The sequence below is a fragment of the Bdellovibrionales bacterium genome, from assembly GCA_018266295.1.
Lineage (GTDB): Bacteria > Bdellovibrionota > Bdellovibrionia > Bdellovibrionales > Bdellovibrionaceae > JACMRP01.
Map to the genome: position 1 here is coordinate 155102 of JAFEAQ010000014.1, position 22297 is coordinate 177398.

The window sequence follows — 22297 nt, forward strand, 5'->3', positions numbered from 1 at the left end:
ATTAAAGACCTTTCTTCGGATCCATCACCGCCACACACTTAAGCTCAATCGCAATCGGCGTTGGCAGAGCATTGATCTCTAAAGTCGTGCGGCACGGAGGATTTTCTTTAAAGTACTCAGCCCACAAACGATTGTAGGTCGGAAAATCCGCCTTCATATTTGTCAGGTACACAGTCACATCCACAAGATTTGTCCAAGACGAGCCTGCGTCTTCCAGAATCGCCCGGACGTTCTTAAACACACTATGGCATTGTTTTTCAATATCATATGAAACGATGTTACCGGCAGCATCGAGCTCCACACCTGGAATCACTTTCGTGCCACGCTCGCGCGGCCCCACTCCTGACAAAAATAATAAATTCCCCACAACGCGGGCATGTGGATAGTGACCAACAGGCTCAGGAGCTTTCATTGAGTTTTTTGCTTCAGACATCGCTTACTCCATCCCAATACAGATATTTTTAACTTCGCTCATAAATTCAAGAGCGTGCTTTCCGCCCTCACGGCCAACGCCGGATTCTTTCACACCACCAAAAGGTGTGCGCAAATCACGCAGCATCCAGGTATTCACCCACACGATACCGCTTTCGATTCTTTGCGCAATTCTGTGACCGCGCTTCAAATCCTGAGTCCACACGCTCGCCGCAAGACCGTACTTCGTCGAGTTCACCATTTTCAAAACTTCTTCTTCAGTCTCAAACGGCGTCAAAGTTGCCACCGGACCAAAGATTTCTTCTTGATTCACCTTCGACTGATACGACAAGCCTTCAATCAGTGTCGGCTGAATGAAGTAGCCATCCGTAAACTCGCCGCCCATCTCAGCTTTTTGACCGCCGCAGAGAATTTTTGCGTTTTCACTCTTAGCATGTTCGATGTACGAAAGAACTTTCGCCTGATGATCTTTAGAAACCACCGCACCCTGCTGTGTGTCCGTTTTGAGCGGATCGCCCTGCTTCAGCTGCTTTGTTTTTTCAACAAGGGCTGTTTTAAATTTCTCATAAATTGATTTTTCAATAAAGATGCGGGAGCCACAAAGACAAATCTGTCCTTGATTCGAAAAGCTTGAGCGCACAGTCGTCTCAACCGCTTTCTCGAAATCGCAGTCCGCAAAAACGATATTGCCGTTCTTACCGCCCATTTCTAATGAAACTTTCTTAAAACTTCCCGCAACACTCTGAGCGATATTTCTGCCAGTCAAAGTACTGCCGGTGAAAGACACGGCTTTAATGCTTGGATGATTCACCATCGGCGCACCCACCTCTGGGCCACGGCCGTGAAGGATATTCAAAACACCCTTTGGCAAACCGACTTCAATGGCAATTTCACTCAATAAATAAGCTGTCATTGGCGTGAGCTCCGAAGGTTTTGCAACCACCGTATTACCCGCCACCAAAGCTGGTGCAATTTTCCAAGTAAATAAATACAGCGGCAAGTTCCAAGGCGAAATACACGCGACAACTCCCAGCGGAGAATAAGTCACATAATTCAAAGCACGCGTATCCGTCTGGAAAGTTTCGCCATGGAACTGAGTCATCGCATCGGCGAAGAACTCAAAGTTCGCCTGGCTGCGGGGAATATCCACTGTGCCGGAAACTCCGACAGGCTTTCCACTATCGATGGATTCCGCCAAAACGAGCTCCGCATTGCGCTCTTGAATACGAGCTGCGATCTTACGCATGAAGCGAACACGATCTTCCACTGCCGTCTGTGACCACGCAGGGAATGCCGTTTCAGCAGCTGCAATCGCCTCAAGCACGTCGGCTTCGTTTGAATCCGGCACCAGAGAATAAGCTTTGCCCGTTGCCGGGTTCATGTTGTCGAGGAATTTTTTATTCTTAGGCTCTTTAAGCTCGCCATTGATATAATTTAAAATCTTTTTCATGAACGCGTCTCCGCATAAGTTCTTAAAATCGCTCGCACCGGTGAAGCATCCGCGCCCTCAATCTTGAGTGGCAAAGCAATCAGTTCGTATATGCCCTCAGGCGCTTTATCCAAAACAATACCTTCTAAAATTGCCATATCATGGCTATGCACCGCCAAGTGGCTTTCCAAAGTCTGATCTGTTTCCGGATCAATCGAAGGAGTATCAATCCCAACCAGACGCACGCCTTTCTCATGCAAGTAATTTACGAGGCTTGCCGAGAGAGAATTAAAATCACCATTCCAGGTGTAAGGGTTCGGGAACGATTTGGTTTTAAACAAAACACGCGGTGCCTGAATCGCTTTGCCTTTAAGATCAGCAATCTGCAAGCGCGCCCCACGAGCAACCGAAACTTCGATGACCTGCGCTTTTCCAAGGTAAAAATCCAAAGAGCGCGTGGCAATGCCTTCAGAACGAGGTGCGTAATGATTGGGGGCATCGGTGTGTGCGCCCAAATGCACCGTCGTCGTGATCTTTGAGAGTGTCAAATGCTGCCCCTGATCGGTGCTCATGACAAACTCTTCACTGAAAGGCGTATCCCCCGGGAATACCGCCAACCGAGGATTGATAGCCGGAGTGATATCGATAATTTCCAATCTTGCCTCTCACTTCACATCGAGATAACCTTGAGCCGCTTATTCTACAAGGCAGGCTTCTATGGTGAAAGAGAAAATGACGAAAGATAATAAGATAAATACCCTTTATTGGGCCGATGTGCTGCAGGTCGCCAGACTCAATCACACACCAATTCCGCAGATCAGCAAGGAAATCACGTCCTTTTCCCGCGCAGAAGCTTACACCATTCAAGAGCTGCAAATGAAGGCCTGCCTAGAAAGCGGAGAAACTCAAGTTGGCTGGAAAATGGGACTTACTTCGGAGGCAAAACGCCGCCAGATGAACCTCGATTCACCGCTCTATGGATTTCTGACGAACAAGATGCAAGTTGCTGACGGCGGCGTGTTTCCGCTCGAGGGCTCCATTCACCCAAAGATCGAGCCTGAAATCGCGTTTTTGATCTCAAAAGACCTCGCCGGAAACGTCACTCGGGAACAGGTTCTTGCAGCCTGTGGTGGTGTTGCCAGTGCGCTCGAAATCTTAGATTCACGCTACACAGAATTTAAATACTTCTCGATGGAAGATGTGATCGCCGACAACTCGTCATCTTCAGATTTCGTCGTAGGTCCTTGGGTGAAGGATTTTAAAAACATCGACCTCATCCATTTGAAAATGGAAATGTTTGTTGATGGAAAGCCGGTGCAAACTGGCATTTCCAAAGACATCTCAGGCGATCCCGTAGCTTCTGTGATTCAGCTCTGCGCACTGCTGGCAGAACGCGATCAAGTTCTAAAAGCCGGCAGCATTGTTCTTGCCGGAGCAGCCACAGCTGCTGAGATGCTCAAACCTGGAATGAAAGTTTCATTGAACGTAGATCAATTGCCACCTGTTTCTGTGACTGTGAAGGGAAATTAAAAATGTCATTAGCTGATGCTCGCGCCCTCGATCAAAAAGACCCTCTTAAGAATTTCCGTGATGAATTTATTTTCCCAGAAACTCCTAGCGGTCAGCCGCCCATGTACTTTGCCGGCCACTCCTTAGGCTTGATGCCGAAGAAGGCTGACACCTACATCAATCAAGAATTGAAAGCTTGGGGTAAATACGGCGTTGAAGGCCACTTCGAAGGCGATCATCCTTGGCTCCCGTACCACGAAAACATCACAGCAAGCTTTGCCCGCCTTGTGGGCGCCGAAAATGAAGAAGTTGTTGCGATGAATACTCTGACGGTCAACTTGCACCTTTTGATGGTGAGCTTCTACCGTCCGACAAAATCCCGTTTCAAAATCTTAATCGAAGCAAATACTTTCCCGTCGGATAAGTACGCTGTGGATTCTCAGGCACGCTTCCACGGTTTTGATCCGCGCGAAGCCGTTGTTGAGATTAAACCACGCGCGGGTGAAGCTCATTTGCGCGAAGAAGATCTGCTGCAGAAAATGCAAGACCTCGGCGAATCGCTTTGTCTTGTGATGCTTGGCAACTGTAATTATCTTTCAGGCCAATGCTTTCCATTTAGCAAGATTACCGAGAAAGCCCACAGTGTGGGTGCTGTCGCAGGATTTAATCTCGCTCACGGCGCAGGGAACTTACTCTTGCAACTTCATGACTGGAATGTCGACTTTGCTGTTTGGTGTTCTTACAAGTACCTGAACGCAGGACCTGGCGGTATTGCCGGAGCCTTCGTTCATAAAAAACATCTTGGCTCAAAAACTCTGCCACGCTTTGAAGGCTGGTGGGGGCAGAATAAGAGCACGCGCTTTAAAATGGGCCCGGACTTCGACGCGATTCCAACTGTCGAAGCTTGGCAGCTTAGCAACCCGCCGATCTTCCAGCTCGCAAGCCTTCGCGCTTCCATGGAGCTTTTTGACAAAGCCACCATCAAAGGCCTGCGCGAAAAAGGCGACAAGCTCACAAGCTATTTCGAAAACCAAATCCGCACGGAACTTGAAGGCCAAGTAGAAATCGTCACTCCACCATTGCCACAACGTGGATCCATGCTGTGTTTGCGCTTCAAAGAATCACCACGCGCTTGGGCCGGTAAATTGCGCGAGCGTGGTGCCTTCGTCGATTTCCGCGAGCCAGATATCATTCGCGCGACACCAGTTCCTTTGTACAACAACCACGAAGACATCTACCGCCTAGTTCAGACCTTTAAAGAGGTCATGCATGGCAAATAAAATCACGATCATTGGCGCAGGACTTGTCGGCTCTTTATGGGCCGTGCTTTTGCGCAAAAGAGGCATCGACGTCACCGTCTTTGAAAAGCGCGCAGACCCTCGCTTAAGCCACTCCGAGGCTGGCCGCTCGATCAACTTGGTAATCACTTCCCGAGGCGTCAACGCGCTTGATAAAGCGGGTCTTCTGCAAAAGGCCCTCGAGCTTGCGGTCCCCGTCTATGGCCGTATGATTCACCCAAAAACCGGCGACCTCGTTTATCAGCCCTATGGCAAAGAAAGCGAACGCAATCTTTCCATTTCCCGCAGTGCCTTGAATCAGTTTCTGATCGAAGAGGCCGAGCATGCAGGCGCGAAGGTTTACTTTCAGCATTCTTTAGAAAATATCGATTTCAAAAACAAGATCGTCACTTTTGGCGGCGGCGAAAAGCACTCTTACGATGTTCTTTTCGGAACCGATGGCGCCGGCAGCGCCGTTAGAAAACAGATGGCCCAGCAAAATCTGACGAGTGAAACGACGGAGTGGTTGCCGGCAGATTACAAAGAGCTCTTCTTGCCGGCTCCGAACTCCCTTGATAAAAAAGCTCTGCATATTTGGCCACGCGGCTCGCATATGATGATGGCGCTTGCAAACCTCGACGACAGTTTTACGATGACTCTGTATCTGCCAAAGGGTCAGCGTCCAGTCAGCTTTGAAAATATTAAAAACACAAAAGACGTCGAGAATTTATTCAAGAACGAATTCCCAGATGCTATTCCGATGATGCCTCACTATCTCGAAGACTTTGAAAAGAATCCGCAAGGAGCGCTCGGCACTGTCCGTTGCACAAAGTGGGTCTTTGATAACTCGGTGGCTCTGATGGGCGATGCGGCTCATGCGATTGTTCCATTCTTTGGCCAAGGCATGAACTCCGGTTTTGAAGACTGTACGAACTTACTTGCCATCTTAGATCGTACAAATAACGACTGGTCAAAAGCATTGGCAGAGTATGATCAAATGCAACGTCCGAATGCCAATGCGATTGCCGATATGGCGATTGAAAACTGGTATGAGATGAGCGAAAAAGTTGCGGATCCGCAATTCCAATTACGCAAAAAGATCGAAGGCCTACTCGAGAAGAACTTCCCGGCACTCTTTAAGTCTCGCTACGGTATGGTGACTTATACTCTGATTCCTTACCACCTAGTTCAGCAAGCAGGCCGCTTACAGGATCAAGTTCTTGCGGAGCTCATGACTGGAATTAAATCCGCCGACGATGTGTCGCTTGAAAAAGCAGAAACCGTACTGAGAAAGACCTACGAGCCTTTCCTGAAACAGCACGGTTTATAAATACAGGGCTTTGTAAAAAGCCCTTGCTCACTAACGACTCAGCAAACAACCCATTGTGAACGGAGCGCCTCTGCCGAGGTCCAATTGACCAAAGAAGGTGCCATCAGTTCTTCTATTGATTGAAAGATGGATCTTTTTATCAGCTCTGAGGCCGTTGCTAGTACCCTCGCAAGTGATAGAGTCATCGTCATTCGTGCATTGATCAAAGGTAAGAGTTTCGTAGTTGTAGATACCACGGCCTGCGTATGAGTTTGTAACGGCATTGCCATTTTTCTCATCGAGGTGGATATTAATCGCTCGCTGGAAAACGTTACAGTCTACGCGAATCGCCCACCAGATCTCTGGACCTGCAGCAAAGCTAGAGTGACTAAAAAGAACTGTCGCTAAAACAAGAAGCATTTTGGTTTTCATGAAACCTCCCTTGCCAGCGTTTTTAGCTCTCTTGGTAAAATAGGTAAAATAAAATTAAGATAACCATATCATAGGCATATACCTATAGTTAAAAATGTTTGCATTTCCGCATGGAAACGCCATCTCTAAATCTGCCACAAGACGCTTTCTTTCATCTCGGAAATGTTTCTTCACACGAGCGAACTTCTTCCGTTTTATCTCTCTCAACATCGTGAAAATACTTAAGATATGAAATCACATGTATTTTGGATACTCTCATGGTTATGGCTAGTGCCGTGGCACGCTCACGCACAGGAAATCACTCCTTTTCAAGAAAAGTTCTATCTTCAGATGGGTTATTTCTTACCGGAGTTTGACTCTAACACCCGCGTCGACAACAGATTGATCGAACGCGGAACCGATTTGCATCTGGAAGACCGGCTGGGTCTTAACAAAACTCAAACTCTGCTGTGGGGAAGTGCCACATGGAGATTTGCTCCGAATCACCGGGTGCAAGTGGGGCTCTTTGACTTCAATCGCCACGGCGATCGAGTCATCAATGAAGAAATCCATATCGGCGATAAAGTCTATCCGATTGGTGCTGAACTCACCACGGATCTGAAATTCCGCGTAATTCCTATCAGCTACATGTACTCTTTCACCCAAGATGCGCAGTTTGAATTCGCAGGATACATTGGTTTGCAATGGTCCAAGATTAACTTCAATGTTGCCGGCAGTATCACAACCAATCCTTCCGACTTTAATAAGAACGCCGAGGCCGATGCCGATGCACCACTGCCAGTGGTGGGCGTTGACGGGAATTACTTCTTTACTCCTCAATGGAGTGTCGGTGGCAACCTCGGAGCCTTCATTTATAAACTCAAAGCCACAGGTATGTATTATCAAGGCACCGTCACAACAGCGACAATTGACGGCGGCTATTGGTTCTCAAACAACGTCGGTGTAGGCCTCGCCGTCAACTATTTCAAATTCGATGTAGATGTCACGAAAGATTCCTGGGACGGAAAATTCACCTATCAATACTGGGGCCCGCAGCTTTATCTGACCGGCCGCTTTTAGTAAGAAAATATAGCGGGGAAAATTTAGAATCTTGTTATTAGCAAGGAATCAGTTTCGGCAGCAGTTCCTCCGGAGGCTGTGTCGTCCAAAGACTCAGCACATAACCACCGCCACCAGAGCCCGTTGGCTTCACGGCGACAGCACCTGCCTTCTTCAGCATCTCCATATGGGTCTGCGGAGCCCCTTCGGTCAGACCCCAGCGCTCAAACACTTCACCGGCACTTTCAATGCCTGCTTTTAAAAGCTCTAAAGATTTTGCCTCATCAGGATCTGTCAGAGCTTTTTCACACATGGCAACCGCTGTGCGCATTTGCCCATCGATTGCCGAACCAAGCTCTGGATTGCCAGCGATCAGTTCTTTTACTTTATTCACGCATTCAAGAGTCACGCCTCTTTTACCAGAATAAGAAATATACCAGTGCGGAGTCCATTGCAGATTCAGCACCTTGCGCTCGCCACCTCGTTGATAGTGTAAGCCTTGGCCACTTAAAGAGACGGCGATATCGACACCACTGCTTTCGCCGTGGAAAAGATTTTCCAGCGTGCGAGCAAACTCAAACATTTCTTCTTCTTTTACGACATTCAAAAAATGAAGCCATTTTGTAAGTGCCACACAAAGGGCCGCTGAAGCCCCCATCCCAGCACCCACCGGAATCGAGCTTTTCAGCGTCAAATCGCCAACCAGCGAAGTGCGCGAGATTTTTTTAATTTCACAGGCGCGCTCCAACACGCCCCACACCAGGAGCTGCAACTCTTCACCGTGCTCACCATGCAAATACAAATTCAATGCCTTTGAGTCCGCCGGGCACGCATAGCTCAAATCTAAAACACGTGAACGCAATGGGAATACCAAGGCCGGAACTCCGCGCAAAACCGCGTGTTCACCAGCTAAAATCCACTTACCAGGCACTTGGGTCGAAAATGTTTTCATTGCTGCTCCAGTTACGGCCCTCCAGGCCTCCACACTGCCTACGAACAAATCACTCTAAAGTGTTGCTGCCAATGATTTTCTTGAGTTTTGGCCATTTCTTTTTGATCCTCGCGCCATAGGAAATGCACATTCGCGCCTGCATCCATCGTTACAAGCGGGCCATCGCCCTGCTCTTTCCAGAATTGCAGAATCTCTTCAAGAACCTTCTGTGAACCCGCGGTCATATACATAAACGGTGGTGCACAGGTTGCAAACAGTGCGTGCATATCCCAGAACTCCGCCCACACCACATCAAAACTGGTTTTCCAATCTTGAGATCGCAAAGCAAAGTTCAGTTCTTTCATACGCTTCTCAACGCGCTCAATACGTCCTGGGAAAAGCGAGCTTTTCGCCACGAGCTTATGCGCCTCGCTGGAAGATACTTCTTTCTTACCAGCCTCAACGATGATCACTTGATGCAATAGTTTCTTGTACGGAAATTCAATCGGCTCGGCATACTCAGCCGCCCACAAAGCCCAAGGCGTGTACAAAGACCTGCAAGAAGAACCAGAACCTTGGCGGCTAAAGCCTGACAGCGTTCGCATATCTTCGCCAAAGCCTTGGGGGTTGATTTGCTGAAACATCTTCGCAGCAGCCAAGGTCAGGGCCGCGAAACTAGAAGCGGAGCTCGCAAGGCCACAGTCTGAAGGAAAATTATTCGCAGATTCCACGAGAAAACTCTGCTCAATGCCCCACTGTTTTTTCAAAAACTGCAGGTGCGCAAGAAAACGAGTCTGGCCCTTTTCAGATAAGCGCATCGGTTCAAACTCATCTCCCTCAAGTGCAGACCAAGTGTCTTGACTGCCGATTTGCGGAGTAAGCCTCACCGACGTACGCAAGTGATCCAAAGTGTAAGACAAAGACGCGTTCGTCGGAATATTTCCAGAGGTTTGGGTCTTCCCCATGTATTTAATCAACGCGATATTTGAAGGAGCAGAAGCCATCACTGATTGCATAATTAATCCTTCACCAGAATCTCAAGACCGTGGCTCAGATCTTTTGAAGTCACATAGTTTTTAAACGGATCGGCGTGTTTCTTATCAAAAACCACCAGCACCACATCCGCACCCAAAGCGCCACAGCCCTTCACGGCAAGCACGCCTGGTTTTTGCGAAAGCTCTTTACAGAATTCCTGAGTGTAAGGCGCCACAAAGCCCAACGCCGCAAGAGCCTTCGCATTGTCCTGAATCCCCGCGACGAATTCGCCAGAATCCCCGCTCGTCAGCGAAGCTCGAATCTTTGCTAGAGCCGCCTCTATACCAGAGGCATCAAAATCCGCGAGGGCTTTTAAATGTTCATGAGTTGGCAATTTCTTACCCGTCGGGATCAAAGCAAAATCAATATCTGAAAAAGTCCAGCCATAGACGCCGACATGTCCGGTGTTGCGTTCAAAAAACGTCAGCGACCCTTTATACTGAGCCACCAGATCCGCGCCACTCGGGCGATAGCCTTCGCCGCTCCAAGCGTATTTCCAGTACGACTCTAAAAGACGCGATATACTCAAAGACTTTAACGTTTCAAGTTCACAGGACTCGCGCCACTCATTAAAAACAAACGCCGCCAGGAATTGAGCCGTTGAAGCTCCCCAGCCGCCACGACCCTCATGAGGATCGACGAATTTTAAATCATATCTAGAGAAAAAAGCTTGGTGATCCGCGATCAGTTTTCCGGCCGGAGATTCCGGGTGAATTCCTTCGGCTTTGCCAGTTCCAGGTTTTGTATGCAGTTCAAAGCGCGGCTTTGAAGTGAAAAGCAGACTAGGTCCACCCTTCATTGCCAGGTACTCACCTGCTAAAAAACTTTTTCCCGGAACCGTGAAAACCAAGGACGAAGACAAAGCAGACTCCTACTGAGAAATCTGCTTATCGGAAGCACGCAATTCACGCAGAACTTCAATCGCATTGCTCAAAGAAATTCTCTTACGGATCGCAAGGATCTCTTCGAGTTTTTTGACAACGATAGGAATCTCGCGCTCTTCAGCGCCAGCCCCCAATGTCAGGTTCTTAATGTGCAACTTCATGTGACCTTCAATGATCCCCACCGTCGTAAGAGCCTTCAAAGCACCTAAGTTCTGAACAAGCCCCACAGCCGCCATCACGCGAGAAAGTTCATTTGCAGACTCTACTCCGAGCATCTTCATGCACAAAGCGGCTGTTGGATGAAGCGTTGTTACGCCCCCCACAGTGCCCACAACCAGCGGAGCCTGAAATACGCCCACAAGCTTGTTTCCATCGCGCTTCCATTTTGTAATAGAGCGATACTGCCCGTCACGAGCCGCATAAGCATGAATCCCCGCCTCCACCGCGCGCCAGTCATTACCGGTCGCAATCAAGATCGGATCAATCCCGTTTAAGACACCTTTGTTGTTGGTTGCCGCACGGTAAGGATCTTGCTGAGCAAACAAAGAAGCCTCTTCAATTTTCTGAGCAAGGTCCGCTTCGATGTCATTCAATACCACCACCGCACGAGTCACTTTCGTGTCGACGAGGTTTGAAAGAATACACATCGTTACTTTTTCGCCGGTGAACTGCTCAATCGGCTCTTTCAAGAATTCACAAACTTGATTGATGATGTTCGCACCCATCGCATCGCACGGATTCATCATTACATGCACAACTGCCATATCTTGGCCGTCACCACGAGGCACGCGGCGAACAGTGATATCTGTCACGCCACCACCACGACGAACAAGGCCGAAGGCTACTTCACGATTTGAAATTTCAATCAGGTAATTTTTCTGAGAAAGAAGAGCCTTCTCAAAAGCAGCATAATCTTTTACAAGAGCGCACTGGATTTGACCGATGATATCAGCGCCCACAACCTCCGTTGTGATTTCGCCGATCTCACGAATCCATTTTGCCGTTTTGCTGGCAGCTGCGACGATGGACGTCTCTTCAACCGCCATGGGGATCGCGTAGTCTTTGCCATCGATACGAAAATTCGTTGCCACTCCCAACGGAACTTGGAAGTAGCCAATCACATTTTCAATAAACTTTTCGCCCAAGCTGTGGTCTTTCAAACCACCCTTGTCGAGGAATTCAATATCACGGGATTCCAGCGTCCCGGTTTCTTCAAGAGCCGCCAAACGTTCGCGGCGTGTGAGTTTTGAGAAGCCTTTAAAAATATCACTTAACGTGCGTGCCATTTCCAAACCCTCTTCGTCTTGAACTCGCCGATATTTGCGACGCCCGTGCAGAACATCGCGATCTTGAGCTCAAGCAGTAATTTTTCGTACAAGTCGTTCACAGCCTCTGGACTTTCCAATGCCGCTTTCAACCATGGCTGGGCAATGCCCACCATATCTGCACCCAGAGCCAGGAGCTTAGCAGCTTGGAGGCCATCGCGCACGCCTCCAGATGCCCAAACTGGGATTTTTTCATCGATTTCCTTGGCGCTTAGCAAACTTTCCACTGTTGAGAGGCCCCAGTTTTCAAATGTCTGGGCCACTTGGAATAAAAGCTCTGTTTTTTCAGAGCGATAGCCCTCAACACGGCCCCAATGAGTGCCGCCAAGGCCGCTGACGTCCACAGCATAAACACCGAGGTTATAGATGCGCTTCAGCGTATCTTTCGAGAAGCCACAACCAACTTCCTTCACGATCACCGGGATCGAAAGCGTTTTAGCCAGTTTCTCGATCGCTGCCTCACCGCCACGGAACTCCGTGGTGCCTTCGGGCTGCAGGCATTCTTGCAAAGGATTTAGGTGAACGAACAAAGCTTCTGCCTCAAGCGATTCAACCAGGGCTTGAACTTGATCCACCGGCGTACGGATAACTTGGGCAATGCCTAAGTTTCCGAGAAGCAAAGCCTTCGGAGCTTGCTTGCGGACTTCTTTCCATTCTTGACGAGCTTCAGGGTCTGCAAGTTCGCGGCGCTGGGAACCGACTCCCATCAGAATTTGTTTTTCGGCGCTGAGCTTTGCAAGACGTGAATTGATCTCGAGGCCCTTTTCGTGGCCTGCGGTCATGGAGCTAATGAAGAATGGAGCTGAGATCTTTTTCGAAAAAAAAGAGGTCGAAGAATCGACCTCTTTAAAATTGAGATTAGGTAGCGCTTCGTGAATGAGTTGTACGTTGTCGAGTCCGGAAAGACCCTCTGCTTGGGAGCGAGGGTCCAGAGCGATTCGAATATGATCTTGTTTTCTTTTTTCGAATTGCGATGAAGACTCTGACATTACAAGCTCACTCTCGAAGCTTGCTGCAAACTACGCCAAAGCGTGTTTGCAAAGAGCTGCGAATGCTGCTGCGTCAGTGATCGCCAAATCAGCCATTACTTTACGGTCCACTTGGATGCCAGCTTTGATCAAGCCGCCAATCAAGCGAGAGTATGTAGTGCCGTTCAAACGAGCTGCTGCATTGATACGTTGGTTCCACAAAGCGCGGAAGTTACGTTTTTTAACCTTACGATCACGGTATGCATATTGTAATGCATGGTCGTTTTTCTCAACCGCGTGGATGTAGCAACGGGAACCAGCTGAGTAGTAACCCTTTGTTCTTTTTAAAACCTTTTTATGACGAGCACGATTTGTTTTACCGCTTTTTACACGAGCCATTTTTTACTCCGATTATCTATTCAGTGAGAAGTTAACGTTAGAATACCAAGCAACGTTTTGCTTGGAGCAAGTTTGCTTTTTCTACGTAAGAAGTTTTACCCAATTGTCTTTTTGTTTTTGAGCTCATGTGAGAGTTCAAGTGGCGAAGACGTGTGCTTTTCTTTTTGATCTTGGTGCCGCCGGCTACCAATTTCATACGCTTTTTAGCGCCTGAATGCGTACGCATTTTCATAGTTATCTTTCCTCCGATAGGGGCGTCTTAAACGGGTGTCTAAGCTCTTGTTGGTGCCTTTATCAGTGATAATGAGCTGATTGTTTTAGGCTGTGGCGTGTTGAAAATCAAGCTCTTTTAAGGGGTTAACGAGACTTGAAGTTTTTATATACGACGCATAAATGAGCGAAAACAGGTGCCTAATGGGCCGATGCCCTATCTGTTGGCATTTTTAAGGCCCCCGCGAGCCGGGGGACGAATGAGGAAGTCCATAGGAACCGCGTCTTTGTAAACCGGGCGCTCGTACCAAGTTTTCAAAATCTCATCGTAGCGACCGGATTTGCGGAGCTGAGCCAGGCCCTCATTGAACTTCGCAATCAGGGCGGGGCCGTTTTTAATCTTTTTGGAAATTGCCAGCCGGTAGTCCGACCTCACAATATAGTGTTCAGAATCGTGGGTGATCTGATTGGCCTTATCACCATAGAGCTTGCGTAAAAGCACATAGCCGACCTCAACGTCGCTCGGAACTGCATCCGCCCGTTTAGCCATCAGCATGTTGAAGCTCTGAGTATCCGAGCCCAGGCGCAGAACCTTGATGGTGCCCTTTTTCTCCGCTTGTATGAAGTCTTCACCCATGCCGCCAAACCCAATGGTTGAAGCAATGGTCATGTTTTTAAGATCCGTATAGTCTTTCCATTTGAAATCGACATTTTTCAGGTGGAAAAAAGCATAGCGGCCAACATAAAGTGGCTCACTAAAAAGATAAAAAGGTTCTCGTTCTGTCAGGCGCACCAGAGCAATCGTTCCATCCCAGTCACCGTTTTTCGAAGACTGCGTGGCGCGACCCCACGGGAAAAAGCCGAGGTCAACTTCGACCCCTTTCAGAGCGAAGGCCTCTTTGGTGATTTGTACCATAATGCCGTTGTCGGGTTCCGTTTCTGAGACATAGGGCCGCCACTCTCCCGTAGAGAGCCGCACGACCTCTTTTGCAGAAGCCGCTTGAAAGGTCAGAATTAAGATCAGCACAACCAGTGTCCGAATAAATCCCCCAATAGTCTCTTCTCGGAAAAGTACTCCGATTTTTAAAGGAAAGTGGATCTTAATGTAGAGAAATGAAGCGATCTTGAACGAAACTCTGCTTCATTAAAAGCTAAAAACTTTCGAACAAATTCCATAGCCCTGACTCAGCGCTTTGAGCTGTGTGAGCGGCTCTGGAGCCTGCGCGACTTGGCTAAACTGCGTATAGAAATGGAGTATTTTAAGACGCTCTCTGAGCCATTCTTGAGCGTTTGGCGGGTCGTAAACACCCTGAGCCTCAGGGACATAGGCCTGATGAAAGGCGTAAGTGCGCCCAAGACCAAACATGTTTTTCTCTTGTCCTGAGACAGCAAATTCCGGGAGGTCATCCACCAAGACAACATGGCTCAAATCTGGATTGATTTTGGTAAGGTCTTTCGCATAGCGCACAGCAAATTTGTCGCCCTCGCTCGCCCCATCACGACGCGAGAGATCTTCGAAATTCAAAACTTTGTAGAAGCTAAAATCTCGCACACCGCGAGTTTGGATTTCATTCAGGAGATAATTCGCCAGCGCCTGATTTCGCGGAGCCTTGCCACCACTAAATAAACTCACACGATGCCCATCTTGATGGAGCTTGATAAGAACTTCGATCGCTTTTTCTGCGGGCTGATAGAACTCTTCGCCGAATTGAACGGTCTCGGTGGTTTCGAGCTTTTTGACCGGATAGAAAAGGGTCCAATCGAGGTCGAAAACCACGTCATAAACAGGCCCCGAGGCAAACGCCGCGGACGCCGTCAAAATACTAAAAATAAGACTTAGTAGGAAACGAACCACCATCGGCGGTGATAAGAGCAATCCTGAGGCCGTAAGAGGTCGCAATAACAGGGTTTTTAGGCTGTTTTCATGGCGAAGTTTTCGACAAGAGACAGCCCGGGCCTATTTCCAAAAACTCGCCACCAAAAACGCGAGATCGCTCTGGGTATAGACTTTGGGAGTCACCACCCCGCCCGCCAGGGCAATGATAAACGAGCTCAACTGCCGAACCGGCTTGTCGTCCACTCCATAATTTCCATTGTGATTTAGGAACTCATTGTAAGCAATTTCATGAATCATGGCAGCCGCCTTTTGATCTTCAGAAATACGGCTCCAATAGCCCTGATGCACGTAATACTTTGTCGAACCGTCATACAGTTGAACAATCATCTGCTTGAGATCGCAATAAGGTGATAGTTCTCTTTTCCAAGAGGAGTCCCTCGTCACGAAATAGGAGGAAAAGCTTTCGACAAAAACCACCAATGAAGCAAACGCTTCGAGATGTTTTTGAAACTTCGCAGCTAAAACGGGTTCAAGCTCGCCATACTTTTCAAAAGCTTTTTTCGCTTTATCATAGGCAGTTCCGTCCAACGGCAAAAGAGGAATCGCGCGGCGATTGTTGTAGGTCATACGAGCCGCGTAATAATCTAAAAACTCGTCCTGGGCCTGGCCTTCACAAGAAATAATATATCCACCGTTGCCGCGCTCTTGGCCCAATGCAAACACGGCTGAATGAAAAAGAAAAACTGCTAAAAAAACCAATCTAAACATGACGAGCCTCGCGTACGGTGTTCGGGAAGAATTGCAGGTTTAACGTATACACTTCGTTCTTTTCTTCGCCTTCCATCAGGCGGCAGAAGCGACGACGGAACTCGCGCAGAAGTTCTTTGGCTTCTTTCATTTTTTCCGGATTCATAGTGATCGTGATACTGCTAAAATCGCGATCTTCGACTTTATCACGGTCCAAACTCTCAAGCGACTGGTTGATCACGTTGCGATGTGATTTGCGCAAAACCTCAGAGGGCATTTCATGGGTCGTCGTGACTCCATTCTGGCCGGGAACCAGATTGCCATTAGCATCGCGCACGACAAGTCCTAGATTCAAAAGTCGCTCAATAGCTTGTTGAACACACTCCAAGGTCACACCCAAACGGCGAGCGATCCAGGCCTCATCCGACTGAAAATCTTTGGTTTCAAGCAGACTGAGAATGGTAAAATGAATGGGCTCTGACACCAAGGCGTACTCATCTTCAAGCAGTGGACGGCCGAACTCGCCAAAGACTTCGTAGTGGCGGCTTTCTGCCCTAAAAACACGGTGGTAATGAGCCATCTCATCCGAAGAAAGCCCCAAACCCAGAGTGATCTTCTCAAAAAGCTGTGGCCCGACCCGGCGTTTGCCATTGAGGATTTCCGACATTTTAGACGGCGTGATGTTCAGGTCCCGCGCCAGGGCCCGCATGGAGTAGCGGATATTCCGGCTCTTTCTTTTTTCCAACTCAGCACGCAAAAGCATGCTGAAGCTTAAAGCTGAATTGTTTTGTTTCATAAGTCTGGATTAAAAAAAAACATGATCCCGAAATCAACAAAGGAGTCCTTGAATCACTGCAAATTGTTTTTTTTATCGAGGAGAACAATTTATTTCTGGCCAAAAAGGGCCTTCAGAACCCTGCTTCGCATTAAAATCCCCAAAAGGACGCAGGTGAATAAGAGCATTAAACTCGAAAGCGCGTGCAACTTAGGGCTTACGCCCATTTTCATCGCCGCATAGAGCTTGATTGGCAAAGTGTCCTGGCCGACTCCATTCACAAAATAGGTAATCAGGAAATCGTCGAAGGACAGCAAGAAACTAAGAATAAAACCGCCAAAGATCGCGGGCTTTAAAAGTGGAATCAGAATGGATTTAATAATTTCAAGCTCACTCGCCCCAAGATCGCGGGCGGCATCTTCAAGCGACGCATCCATATTGGCGAGCCGCGCACTCACCGTCATCATCACGTAGGAAAGCGAAAAACTCACATGCGCCATCACGACCGTGGTCAGGCCCAGCTCCAACCCTAGAACGAAAAACCAGGAGAGTAAGGACAACGCAAACACGATCTCCGGAAAGATCAATGAGACCAGCGACAGCCCTTCGACGGCAAAACGCATTTTGGATTTTGTGCGGAAGATACCGATGGCCGCAAAAGTTCCAAGCAACGTCGATAACACACTGGAGCTGAGCGCAACGATCAGACTATTTCCCAAAGCGCTCATGAGCCCGCTGTCGGCGAAGACCTCTTGAAACCACTTCAGCGTCAAGCCACTAGAATCCAAAACGGAGCCGATCAACATCACAAGAATTGGAATATACAAAAGTGCCAGCATCAGCCAAAGCAGAATGCGCGCAGGCCACGGGGCTTTGGGGCGACGACGTTCAGTGGCCACGTTTTTCCCCCGTCTGTCTCATCACTGCAAAAGCGACCATGAGCAAAATGAAAATAAGGAGAACCGACAGGGCCGAGCCCAGTGGCCAGTCCCGGGATTTAAGAAACTGCTCGGTGATCAGATTTCCAAGCAGCATATTTTTAGCGCCGCCCAAAAGATCCGGAATCACATACTCGCCCATTGCCGGCACAAAAACCAGAACAGCGCCGCTGACGAGGGCTTTTTTCAAATTTGGCAAAATCACGTCTTTGAGAATTCGCCATGGCCCCGCCCCCAGATCCTGAGCCGCTTCCACCAGCGAGAAATCAAATTTCTCAAAGGCACCATACAGAGGTAAAACCATAAACGGCAGATACGTCGTCACCATCCCGTAGTAAACGAGCCATTGATTTTGCGAAAGTGCAAAAGGATCAAATGGAATTCCCAGAGCGGTGAGCAGCGTTTGCAATGGGCCCTCAAAGCCGACAAACACACGAACCGCGTAAATACGAATCACAAGGTTCGTTAAAAACGGCAACGCCACGGCACAGACGTAAAAATATCTGTATTCGGGCTCTGCCGTTGCCATCGACCATGCCATAAGGACCCCGATCACCATACAGAGCGCCGTCGTCACTGTGGCGACAATCAGACTTTGTAGCAAAATCCCCAGGTAAGCCGCAGAAAAACTTCGACCAAAGTTTGCAAAGGACAAGTCCCAGGCAAACCCACCGTAGACTCCGCGGGTCGCAAAACTGACTGCCAGCACGATCATCAATGGAACAAAGATAAATCCGGCAAACCACAAAAGCGCCGGCAATGAAAGCAGCTCGCGCTTCGCCTTCACGGCGTGGCTCCGACCGCCATGGCTTTACGGACATAAAGATGGAGTTTCATGCCAAGTTTTAATTCGGACGCCGGCATATTGTAGCGGCTTTTGACGAGGCTGCCGTCAGCAAGCTTTAGAGTTAAAAACTCAGGCGCAATCGCAGCGAGCTCTCCTTGTAAGTGGCTTCTTTGACCGACGAACTCAGACACGAAATGATTTTCTGGAATTTCAAAGATCTCTTTCGGTGAGCCAACGTACTCGAGCACGCCATGATCCATGATCGCAATCCTGTCAGACAGCGCAAAGGCCTCATCCTGATCATGGGTCACATAAATAAAGGTCAATCCCAGCTTCTGCTGCAAAGCCCTGAGCTCTTTTTGCATGTGCTCGCGCAGTTTTTGATCCAAAGCTGAAAGGGGCTCGTCTAAAAGAAGAACTTTTGGTTTATTCACCAGCGCTCGGGCGATTGCCACGCGCTGAGCTTGACCTCCCGACAGAGTTTCAGGGCGGCGGTCGCGGAACGAAGCCATGTCCACCAGAGCTAAAGCTTTAGTGACTTCATTGTGGATTTCATCGGGGGATTTTTTCTTTAGCTTCAGGCCGTAAGCGACATTTTGCTCTACCGTTAGGTGCGGGAACAGAGCGTAGCGCTGAAAAACCATGTTAAAAGGCCGCTTCATCGCAGGCAGCGTATCCACGCGCTCGCCTTTCAGCAGGATCTGGCCTTGATCGGCGCTCTCGAGACCGGCAATAATTCTGAGGAGCGTTGTTTTACCGCAGCCACTCGGTCCTAAGAGCGAAAAAAACTCGCCTTCCTGAATTGTTAAACTCAGATCCTTTAAGGCTGTTTGACTCGAAAAACTTTTACCGATATTCAAAAGTTCTAACATTGGTCTCAAGATAAAGAGGATTCAAAAAAATGTCGAGAATATTGATCACATTGGCAGTTGTTAGCGGTCTTTTTCTAGGTTGTACTAAAAAGCCGGCGGCAGCGCCGGAAGAACACGAAGTGAACCTGTCGATCTGGGGCAATTACCTGTCTCCGGAAATGAAAGCAAAGTTCGAAAAAGAATCCGGCATTAAAATCAACATCTCGAACTACTCTTCAAACGAAGAGTTGCTCGCTAAAGTCCAAATGGGTTCCTCAGGAATCGACGTCGCCGTTCCTTCTGATTACATGGTTGAGATCATGGCAAAGATGGGTTTGCTTGAGCCGCTTAAAAATGACGAGATCCCGAATAAAGCCGGCGTTTCTGAGCAGTTTTTGAAGCAGTCTTTCGATCCAGAGAATAAGTTCTCTTTGCCGTACACTTGGACGAGCACGGGGATTGCCTACAATAAAGAACTTTACAAAGGGGAAATGAAAAGCTGGAAGGATCTTTTGGAAAACAAAGACCTGAAAGGCAAGTTTGCCCTATTGGATGACGTTCGCGAAACCACAGGTGCGGCTTTGAAGATGACCGGCGCGAGTGTGAACTCAACAAAAGCGGTTGAAGTGCAAAAGGCCAAAGATGTCCTTCTTACAGCGAAAAAGAACGTGAAGATGTTTACTTCAGACACGATTGATATCTTAAAAAACAAAGAAGTCGTGGCCGCTCAAGCCTATTCCTCAGATGCCCTGCAGGCGGCAGCCCAAGCTCCTGGGAAGATTGCTTACGTTTTGCCGACAGAGGGCGGCACTTACGCCATCGACAACCTCGTCGTACTAAAGGGCGCTCATCATCCGGCGGCAGCTCACAAACTAATTAACTTTCTTCTCAGCAAAGAAGCTGAAATCGCCAAAGTAAAAAGCATCTATGGCGGGCCCATCTTAAAAGACATCCGCAAGGATCTGCCAAAAGATATTCAAGACAACCCGGTGCTATTCCCAGAGACAGCCGCTTTTCAAAAGTTAGAGCACGTTCGTGACTTGGGGGCTGAAGGAAAAATGTACGAAGATCTTTGGACTGAAGTAAAAACCAAGTAGGAGTTTAGTATGAGCAAAAAAGGACTCGCTTTAACAACTTTAATGGGTGCGATGGTGGTGATGCTTTTTGTGTTCGCGCAGCTCGGCCGCAAGGCCGTGGGACTCAACGTTGAGGGCATCTATAAAATTGGCGAGTGTTACAAGAATGACGAATTCGGCGTCACTTATAAGGTCACAAACACCGCCAAAGGCCGTAGCTTCGGCACTGTGATTGCGAGCGAAAAGTATCCTTCACAAGAAGAGTACAAGATGGGCGCTGAAACCAATTGGTCCTCAGTAGAACCCTTTGGCCCGATGAAGCCCGTTTCTTGCCCGACTCTTTAAACGAATTTGTAGAGAATTTTCACCCAAGCAAAGCAGAAGAAGGCCACCATCAGGCTGCTTGCGCTTGGCTGAGTGATAAAAGTTAAACCTGCGATTGTGAAGAATAAGCCGTAGGGAAAAACTTGCCAGAAATAGGATTCATCTTTGAAAGAAGGCTTTTGATTTTTAGCCTTCTTTGAAAACCAATCTGGGCGAAAGAAACCAAAGTAAAATAAACTAAAACCTAGAATCAAAAAACCGCACGCCATCCAGCGCTCTGCTGTCATCCCTAACACCATCGCCCACTCCTCCGATTCATCAATTTAGAATCGGATGATCGCGAAACCAAGCGGCGCTTCTCGGCCGTAAACGTTTCTAGCCTTCAGTCCTGCAAACAAATGTTCGCCGCTTTAGCCTTCTGAGAACTTAAGTCCCAAGATGCCACCGATAATGAAGAGCAAACAGATCGCTTTCACAAGGCCCAGGCTTTCATTAAAAAAGAAATAGCCAACGATCACAGAGCCCACAGCTCCGATCCCCGTCCACACAGTATAAGAAACCCCGATCGGCAAAACGCGCATCGAAAGTGAAAGCAGATAGAAGCTCACGCCCATCACGGCGAGCGTAAAAACAGACGGCCAAAGTTTGGTGAAGCCTTCGGACTGTTTGAGGCCTGCGGCCCAGATAAATTCCAACACTCCGGCGATAACGAGAACGATCCATGCGATATTTGTTGTCATTGTCTCTTCCTTTCATTTGCGGAGATTTGTGATGGCTCCGCACTTATTTTTAGAACTGTACTGGCTACCGCCGAGCGTGCCTCCATCCATGTGAATCGAGGCTTCTGCCTCGAGCTCCGCTTCCTGCCGGCCATCCGGGCCGTCAGGTTCTTGTCTCCAGGGAACCCTTCGAGTTGTTCAGCCGAGATTTCAAATCAAGTACTTGTCTTCTGCATTCACTCCCAGACGGCCACGATGGCCGTCTGGCCCCGTTCCCACGGACGGACGGTCCACGCTGTTCCCCTTACTGGGCGAGCAAGCATCAGCTTGCCGCGAACGAAACTCCTGCCCCAAAAACCAAAAAAAAAACCGGAGCTTTGGGCCCCGGTTTTGTGACTTTAAAAGTCCGGCAACTAAATCAGCTTCAGCCCACAGGGCCGTGCCTCTAGTCTTCGTCGTCGTGCTCTTCGTCTTCCTCTTCAAGCTCAGCAAGTTCTTTCGTATCTTGCTTCGACTTGTTCGGATGAGCCTTCAAGTAATCCTTAATTTTCAATGGATCAGGTCCAAGCATCAAGAACATTTGCTTACCTTCCATTTTCGGATTGGCTTCAACCAAAGCGAGGTCCTTCACGAACTCAATACATTTCTTCATGAGTTCCATACCAAGCTCTTGATGGGCCATCTCACGACCCATGAAACGAAGATTTACTTTCACTTTATCGCCATCCAACAAGAATCTGCGAGCGTGATTCATCTTAGTTTCGAAATCGTGTTGGTCAGTGCGTGGACGCATTTGGATTTCTTTGATGCTGACAACAACTTGTTTTTTGCGAGCTGCTGCGGCTTTCTTTTTATTTTCGTACTTCCACTTGCCGTAATCCATGATTTTGCAAGTAGGAGGAGTCGCCGTCGGGGCGATCTCAAGCAAATCTAAATTGCGTTCTTCAGCCAGTCTCAATGCCTCAGGAACCGTCATCACGCCAAGCATGTTTCCCTCGTCATCGATCACACGAATCTGAGGAGCGCGGATTTCACGGTTTACTCTCAACGAGTCTTTAGAGTCTT

At 48.4% G+C, this 22297-nt stretch carries 27 protein-coding genes; 6 read left to right on the forward strand and 21 right to left on the reverse strand.

Annotation, left to right across the window (positions count from 1 at the left end; all coding sequences use genetic code 11):
- Position 1: 1 nt before the first annotated feature.
- From JSU04_15825 to JSU04_15835, 3 genes are read right to left on the reverse strand one after another with little or no spacing between them, the layout of a single operon-like run.
- The gene (locus JSU04_15825) at positions 2–433 is read right to left on the reverse strand and encodes a RidA family protein (protein ID MBS1971781.1); all 432 of its coding nucleotides are present in this window, start codon (positions 431–433) and stop codon (positions 2–4) included.
- Between the two features lie 3 nt (positions 434–436).
- The gene (locus tag JSU04_15830) at positions 437–1882 is read right to left on the reverse strand and encodes an aldehyde dehydrogenase (protein ID MBS1971782.1); all 1446 of its coding nucleotides are present in this window, start codon (positions 1880–1882) and stop codon (positions 437–439) included.
- On the reverse strand, positions 1879–2517 hold the full coding sequence (locus JSU04_15835; GenBank protein ID MBS1971783.1) for a cyclase family protein: 639 nt from the start codon (positions 2515–2517) through the stop codon (positions 1879–1881). The genes JSU04_15830 and JSU04_15835 overlap by 4 nt, the downstream gene beginning before the upstream one ends.
- Before the next feature lie 61 nt (positions 2518–2578).
- Between JSU04_15835 and JSU04_15840 the strand changes: the two genes are divergently transcribed.
- From JSU04_15840 to JSU04_15850, 3 genes are read left to right on the forward strand one after another with little or no spacing between them, the layout of a single operon-like run.
- A complete protein-coding gene (locus JSU04_15840; GenBank protein ID MBS1971784.1) occupies positions 2579–3391 on the forward strand; it encodes a fumarylacetoacetate hydrolase family protein in 813 nt (270 codons plus the stop codon).
- A gap of 2 nt (positions 3392–3393) precedes the next feature.
- The gene (gene kynU, locus JSU04_15845) at positions 3394–4650 is read left to right on the forward strand and encodes a kynureninase (GenBank protein MBS1971785.1); all 1257 of its coding nucleotides are present in this window, start codon (positions 3394–3396) and stop codon (positions 4648–4650) included.
- Positions 4640–5977 (forward strand): FAD-dependent monooxygenase, encoded by a 1338-nt coding sequence (locus JSU04_15850; protein MBS1971786.1) that lies wholly within the window; start codon positions 4640–4642, stop codon positions 5975–5977. The genes kynU and JSU04_15850 overlap by 11 nt, the downstream gene beginning before the upstream one ends.
- Before the next feature lie 30 nt (positions 5978–6007).
- Here JSU04_15850 and JSU04_15855 read toward each other — a convergent pair whose 3' ends face one another.
- Positions 6008–6388 carry a hypothetical protein gene (locus JSU04_15855; GenBank protein ID MBS1971787.1) on the reverse strand — a complete coding sequence of 127 codons (381 nt, stop codon included), beginning with the start codon at positions 6386–6388 and terminating at the stop codon, positions 6008–6010.
- Between the two features lie 228 nt (positions 6389–6616).
- Between JSU04_15855 and JSU04_15860 the strand changes: the two genes are divergently transcribed.
- Complete coding sequence (locus JSU04_15860) at positions 6617–7447, forward strand: hypothetical protein (protein MBS1971788.1); 831 nt, start codon at positions 6617–6619, stop codon at positions 7445–7447.
- A 37-nt stretch (positions 7448–7484) separates the two neighbouring features.
- On the opposite strand, the gene JSU04_15865 is transcribed toward JSU04_15860, so the two are convergent.
- The 14 genes from JSU04_15865 to JSU04_15930 form a co-directional block, all read right to left on the reverse strand.
- On the reverse strand, positions 7485–8378 hold the full coding sequence (locus JSU04_15865; protein ID MBS1971789.1) for a hypothetical protein: 894 nt from the start codon (positions 8376–8378) through the stop codon (positions 7485–7487).
- 38 nt (positions 8379–8416) lie between these two features.
- On the reverse strand, positions 8417–9373 hold the full coding sequence (mvaD, locus tag JSU04_15870) for a diphosphomevalonate decarboxylase (protein ID MBS1971790.1): 957 nt from the start codon (positions 9371–9373) through the stop codon (positions 8417–8419).
- 2 nt (positions 9374–9375) lie between these two features.
- Entirely contained in the window at positions 9376–10254 is an 879-nt protein-coding gene (locus JSU04_15875; GenBank protein MBS1971791.1) for a hypothetical protein, read from the reverse strand.
- Positions 10255–10263: 9 nt separating this feature from the next.
- A complete protein-coding gene (locus tag JSU04_15880) occupies positions 10264–11562 on the reverse strand; it encodes a hydroxymethylglutaryl-CoA reductase, degradative (protein ID MBS1971792.1) in 1299 nt (432 codons plus the stop codon).
- Positions 11547–12590 (reverse strand): type 2 isopentenyl-diphosphate Delta-isomerase, encoded by a 1044-nt coding sequence (locus JSU04_15885; GenBank protein MBS1971793.1) that lies wholly within the window; start codon positions 12588–12590, stop codon positions 11547–11549. The genes JSU04_15880 and JSU04_15885 overlap by 16 nt, the downstream gene beginning before the upstream one ends.
- Before the next feature lie 30 nt (positions 12591–12620).
- Positions 12621–12968 carry a 50S ribosomal protein L20 gene (rplT, locus tag JSU04_15890; protein MBS1971794.1) on the reverse strand — a complete coding sequence of 116 codons (348 nt, stop codon included), beginning with the start codon at positions 12966–12968 and terminating at the stop codon, positions 12621–12623.
- Positions 12969–13005: 37 nt separating this feature from the next.
- A complete protein-coding gene (locus JSU04_15895; GenBank protein ID MBS1971795.1) occupies positions 13006–13200 on the reverse strand; it encodes a 50S ribosomal protein L35 in 195 nt (64 codons plus the stop codon).
- Between the two features lie 195 nt (positions 13201–13395).
- On the reverse strand, positions 13396–14205 hold the full coding sequence (locus JSU04_15900; GenBank protein MBS1971796.1) for a transporter substrate-binding domain-containing protein: 810 nt from the start codon (positions 14203–14205) through the stop codon (positions 13396–13398).
- Between the two features lie 117 nt (positions 14206–14322).
- Entirely contained in the window at positions 14323–15078 is a 756-nt protein-coding gene (locus JSU04_15905) for a hypothetical protein (GenBank protein ID MBS1971797.1), read from the reverse strand.
- 57 nt (positions 15079–15135) lie between these two features.
- On the reverse strand, positions 15136–15783 hold the full coding sequence (locus tag JSU04_15910) for a hypothetical protein (protein MBS1971798.1): 648 nt from the start codon (positions 15781–15783) through the stop codon (positions 15136–15138).
- Positions 15776–16558, reverse strand: coding sequence for a TIGR02147 family protein (locus JSU04_15915; GenBank protein MBS1971799.1), 783 nt, complete (start codon positions 16556–16558; stop codon positions 15776–15778). Before JSU04_15915 ends, JSU04_15910 begins: the two co-directional genes overlap by 8 nt.
- A gap of 89 nt (positions 16559–16647) precedes the next feature.
- Positions 16648–17376 (reverse strand): ABC transporter permease, encoded by a 729-nt coding sequence (locus JSU04_15920; protein MBS1971800.1) that lies wholly within the window; start codon positions 17374–17376, stop codon positions 16648–16650.
- A 49-nt stretch (positions 17377–17425) separates the two neighbouring features.
- Positions 17426–18190: an ABC transporter permease gene (locus JSU04_15925; GenBank protein ID MBS1971801.1), complete on the reverse strand. Its 765-nt coding sequence runs from the start codon at positions 18188–18190 to the stop codon at positions 17426–17428.
- 68 nt (positions 18191–18258) lie between these two features.
- Entirely contained in the window at positions 18259–19134 is an 876-nt protein-coding gene (locus JSU04_15930; GenBank protein ID MBS1971802.1) for an ABC transporter ATP-binding protein, read from the reverse strand.
- A gap of 29 nt (positions 19135–19163) precedes the next feature.
- On the opposite strand from JSU04_15930, the gene JSU04_15935 reads away from it, so the two are divergent.
- On the forward strand, positions 19164–20210 hold the full coding sequence (locus JSU04_15935; protein MBS1971803.1) for a spermidine/putrescine ABC transporter substrate-binding protein: 1047 nt from the start codon (positions 19164–19166) through the stop codon (positions 20208–20210).
- Positions 20211–20219: 9 nt separating this feature from the next.
- Positions 20220–20534, forward strand: a complete 315-nt coding sequence (locus JSU04_15940; GenBank protein ID MBS1971804.1) for a hypothetical protein — start codon at positions 20220–20222, stop codon at positions 20532–20534.
- On the opposite strand, the gene JSU04_15945 is transcribed toward JSU04_15940, so the two are convergent.
- From JSU04_15945 to JSU04_15955, 3 genes are all read right to left on the reverse strand, one after another.
- A complete protein-coding gene (locus JSU04_15945) occupies positions 20531–20812 on the reverse strand; it encodes a hypothetical protein (GenBank protein ID MBS1971805.1) in 282 nt (93 codons plus the stop codon). The genes JSU04_15940 and JSU04_15945 overlap by 4 nt on opposite strands.
- A 111-nt stretch (positions 20813–20923) precedes the next feature.
- On the reverse strand, positions 20924–21241 hold the full coding sequence (locus tag JSU04_15950) for a multidrug efflux SMR transporter (GenBank protein ID MBS1971806.1): 318 nt from the start codon (positions 21239–21241) through the stop codon (positions 20924–20926).
- A 436-nt stretch (positions 21242–21677) separates the two neighbouring features.
- The gene (locus tag JSU04_15955; protein MBS1971807.1) at positions 21678–22280 is read right to left on the reverse strand and encodes a translation initiation factor IF-3; all 603 of its coding nucleotides are present in this window, start codon (positions 22278–22280) and stop codon (positions 21678–21680) included.
- Positions 22281–22297: the final 17 nt, after the last annotated feature.

Excerpts from the sequence above, each read along its gene's own strand:
- JSU04_15825 (MBS1971781.1), bottom strand. The coding sequence starts at position 433 with ATGTCTGAAGCAAAAAACTCAATGAAAGCTCCTGAGCCTGTTGGTCAC.
- JSU04_15830 (MBS1971782.1), bottom strand. The coding sequence starts at position 1,882 with ATGAAAAAGATTTTAAATTATATCAATGGCGAGCTTAAAGAGCCTAAG.
- JSU04_15840 (MBS1971784.1), top strand. The coding sequence starts at position 2,579 with ATGGTGAAAGAGAAAATGACGAAAGATAATAAGATAAATACCCTTTAT.
- kynU (MBS1971785.1), top strand. The coding sequence starts at position 3,394 with ATGTCATTAGCTGATGCTCGCGCCCTCGATCAAAAAGACCCTCTTAAG.
- JSU04_15850 (MBS1971786.1), top strand. The coding sequence starts at position 4,640 with ATGGCAAATAAAATCACGATCATTGGCGCAGGACTTGTCGGCTCTTTA.
- JSU04_15855 (MBS1971787.1), bottom strand. The coding sequence starts at position 6,388 with ATGAAAACCAAAATGCTTCTTGTTTTAGCGACAGTTCTTTTTAGTCAC.
- JSU04_15860 (MBS1971788.1), top strand. The coding sequence starts at position 6,617 with ATGAAATCACATGTATTTTGGATACTCTCATGGTTATGGCTAGTGCCG.
- JSU04_15865 (MBS1971789.1), bottom strand. The coding sequence starts at position 8,378 with ATGAAAACATTTTCGACCCAAGTGCCTGGTAAGTGGATTTTAGCTGGT.
- mvaD (MBS1971790.1), bottom strand. The coding sequence starts at position 9,373 with ATGCAATCAGTGATGGCTTCTGCTCCTTCAAATATCGCGTTGATTAAA.
- JSU04_15880 (MBS1971792.1), bottom strand. The coding sequence starts at position 11,562 with ATGGCACGCACGTTAAGTGATATTTTTAAAGGCTTCTCAAAACTCACA.
- JSU04_15885 (MBS1971793.1), bottom strand. The coding sequence starts at position 12,590 with ATGTCAGAGTCTTCATCGCAATTCGAAAAAAGAAAACAAGATCATATT.
- rplT (MBS1971794.1), bottom strand. The coding sequence starts at position 12,968 with ATGGCTCGTGTAAAAAGCGGTAAAACAAATCGTGCTCGTCATAAAAAG.
- JSU04_15895 (MBS1971795.1), bottom strand. The coding sequence starts at position 13,200 with ATGAAAATGCGTACGCATTCAGGCGCTAAAAAGCGTATGAAATTGGTA.
- JSU04_15910 (MBS1971798.1), bottom strand. The coding sequence starts at position 15,783 with ATGTTTAGATTGGTTTTTTTAGCAGTTTTTCTTTTTCATTCAGCCGTG.
- JSU04_15915 (MBS1971799.1), bottom strand. The coding sequence starts at position 16,558 with ATGAAACAAAACAATTCAGCTTTAAGCTTCAGCATGCTTTTGCGTGCT.
- JSU04_15920 (MBS1971800.1), bottom strand. The coding sequence starts at position 17,376 with ATGCTGGCACTTTTGTATATTCCAATTCTTGTGATGTTGATCGGCTCC.
- JSU04_15925 (MBS1971801.1), bottom strand. The coding sequence starts at position 18,190 with ATGATCGTGCTGGCAGTCAGTTTTGCGACCCGCGGAGTCTACGGTGGG.
- JSU04_15930 (MBS1971802.1), bottom strand. The coding sequence starts at position 19,134 with ATGTTAGAACTTTTGAATATCGGTAAAAGTTTTTCGAGTCAAACAGCC.
- JSU04_15935 (MBS1971803.1), top strand. The coding sequence starts at position 19,164 with ATGTCGAGAATATTGATCACATTGGCAGTTGTTAGCGGTCTTTTTCTA.
- JSU04_15940 (MBS1971804.1), top strand. The coding sequence starts at position 20,220 with ATGAGCAAAAAAGGACTCGCTTTAACAACTTTAATGGGTGCGATGGTG.
- JSU04_15945 (MBS1971805.1), bottom strand. The coding sequence starts at position 20,812 with ATGGTGTTAGGGATGACAGCAGAGCGCTGGATGGCGTGCGGTTTTTTG.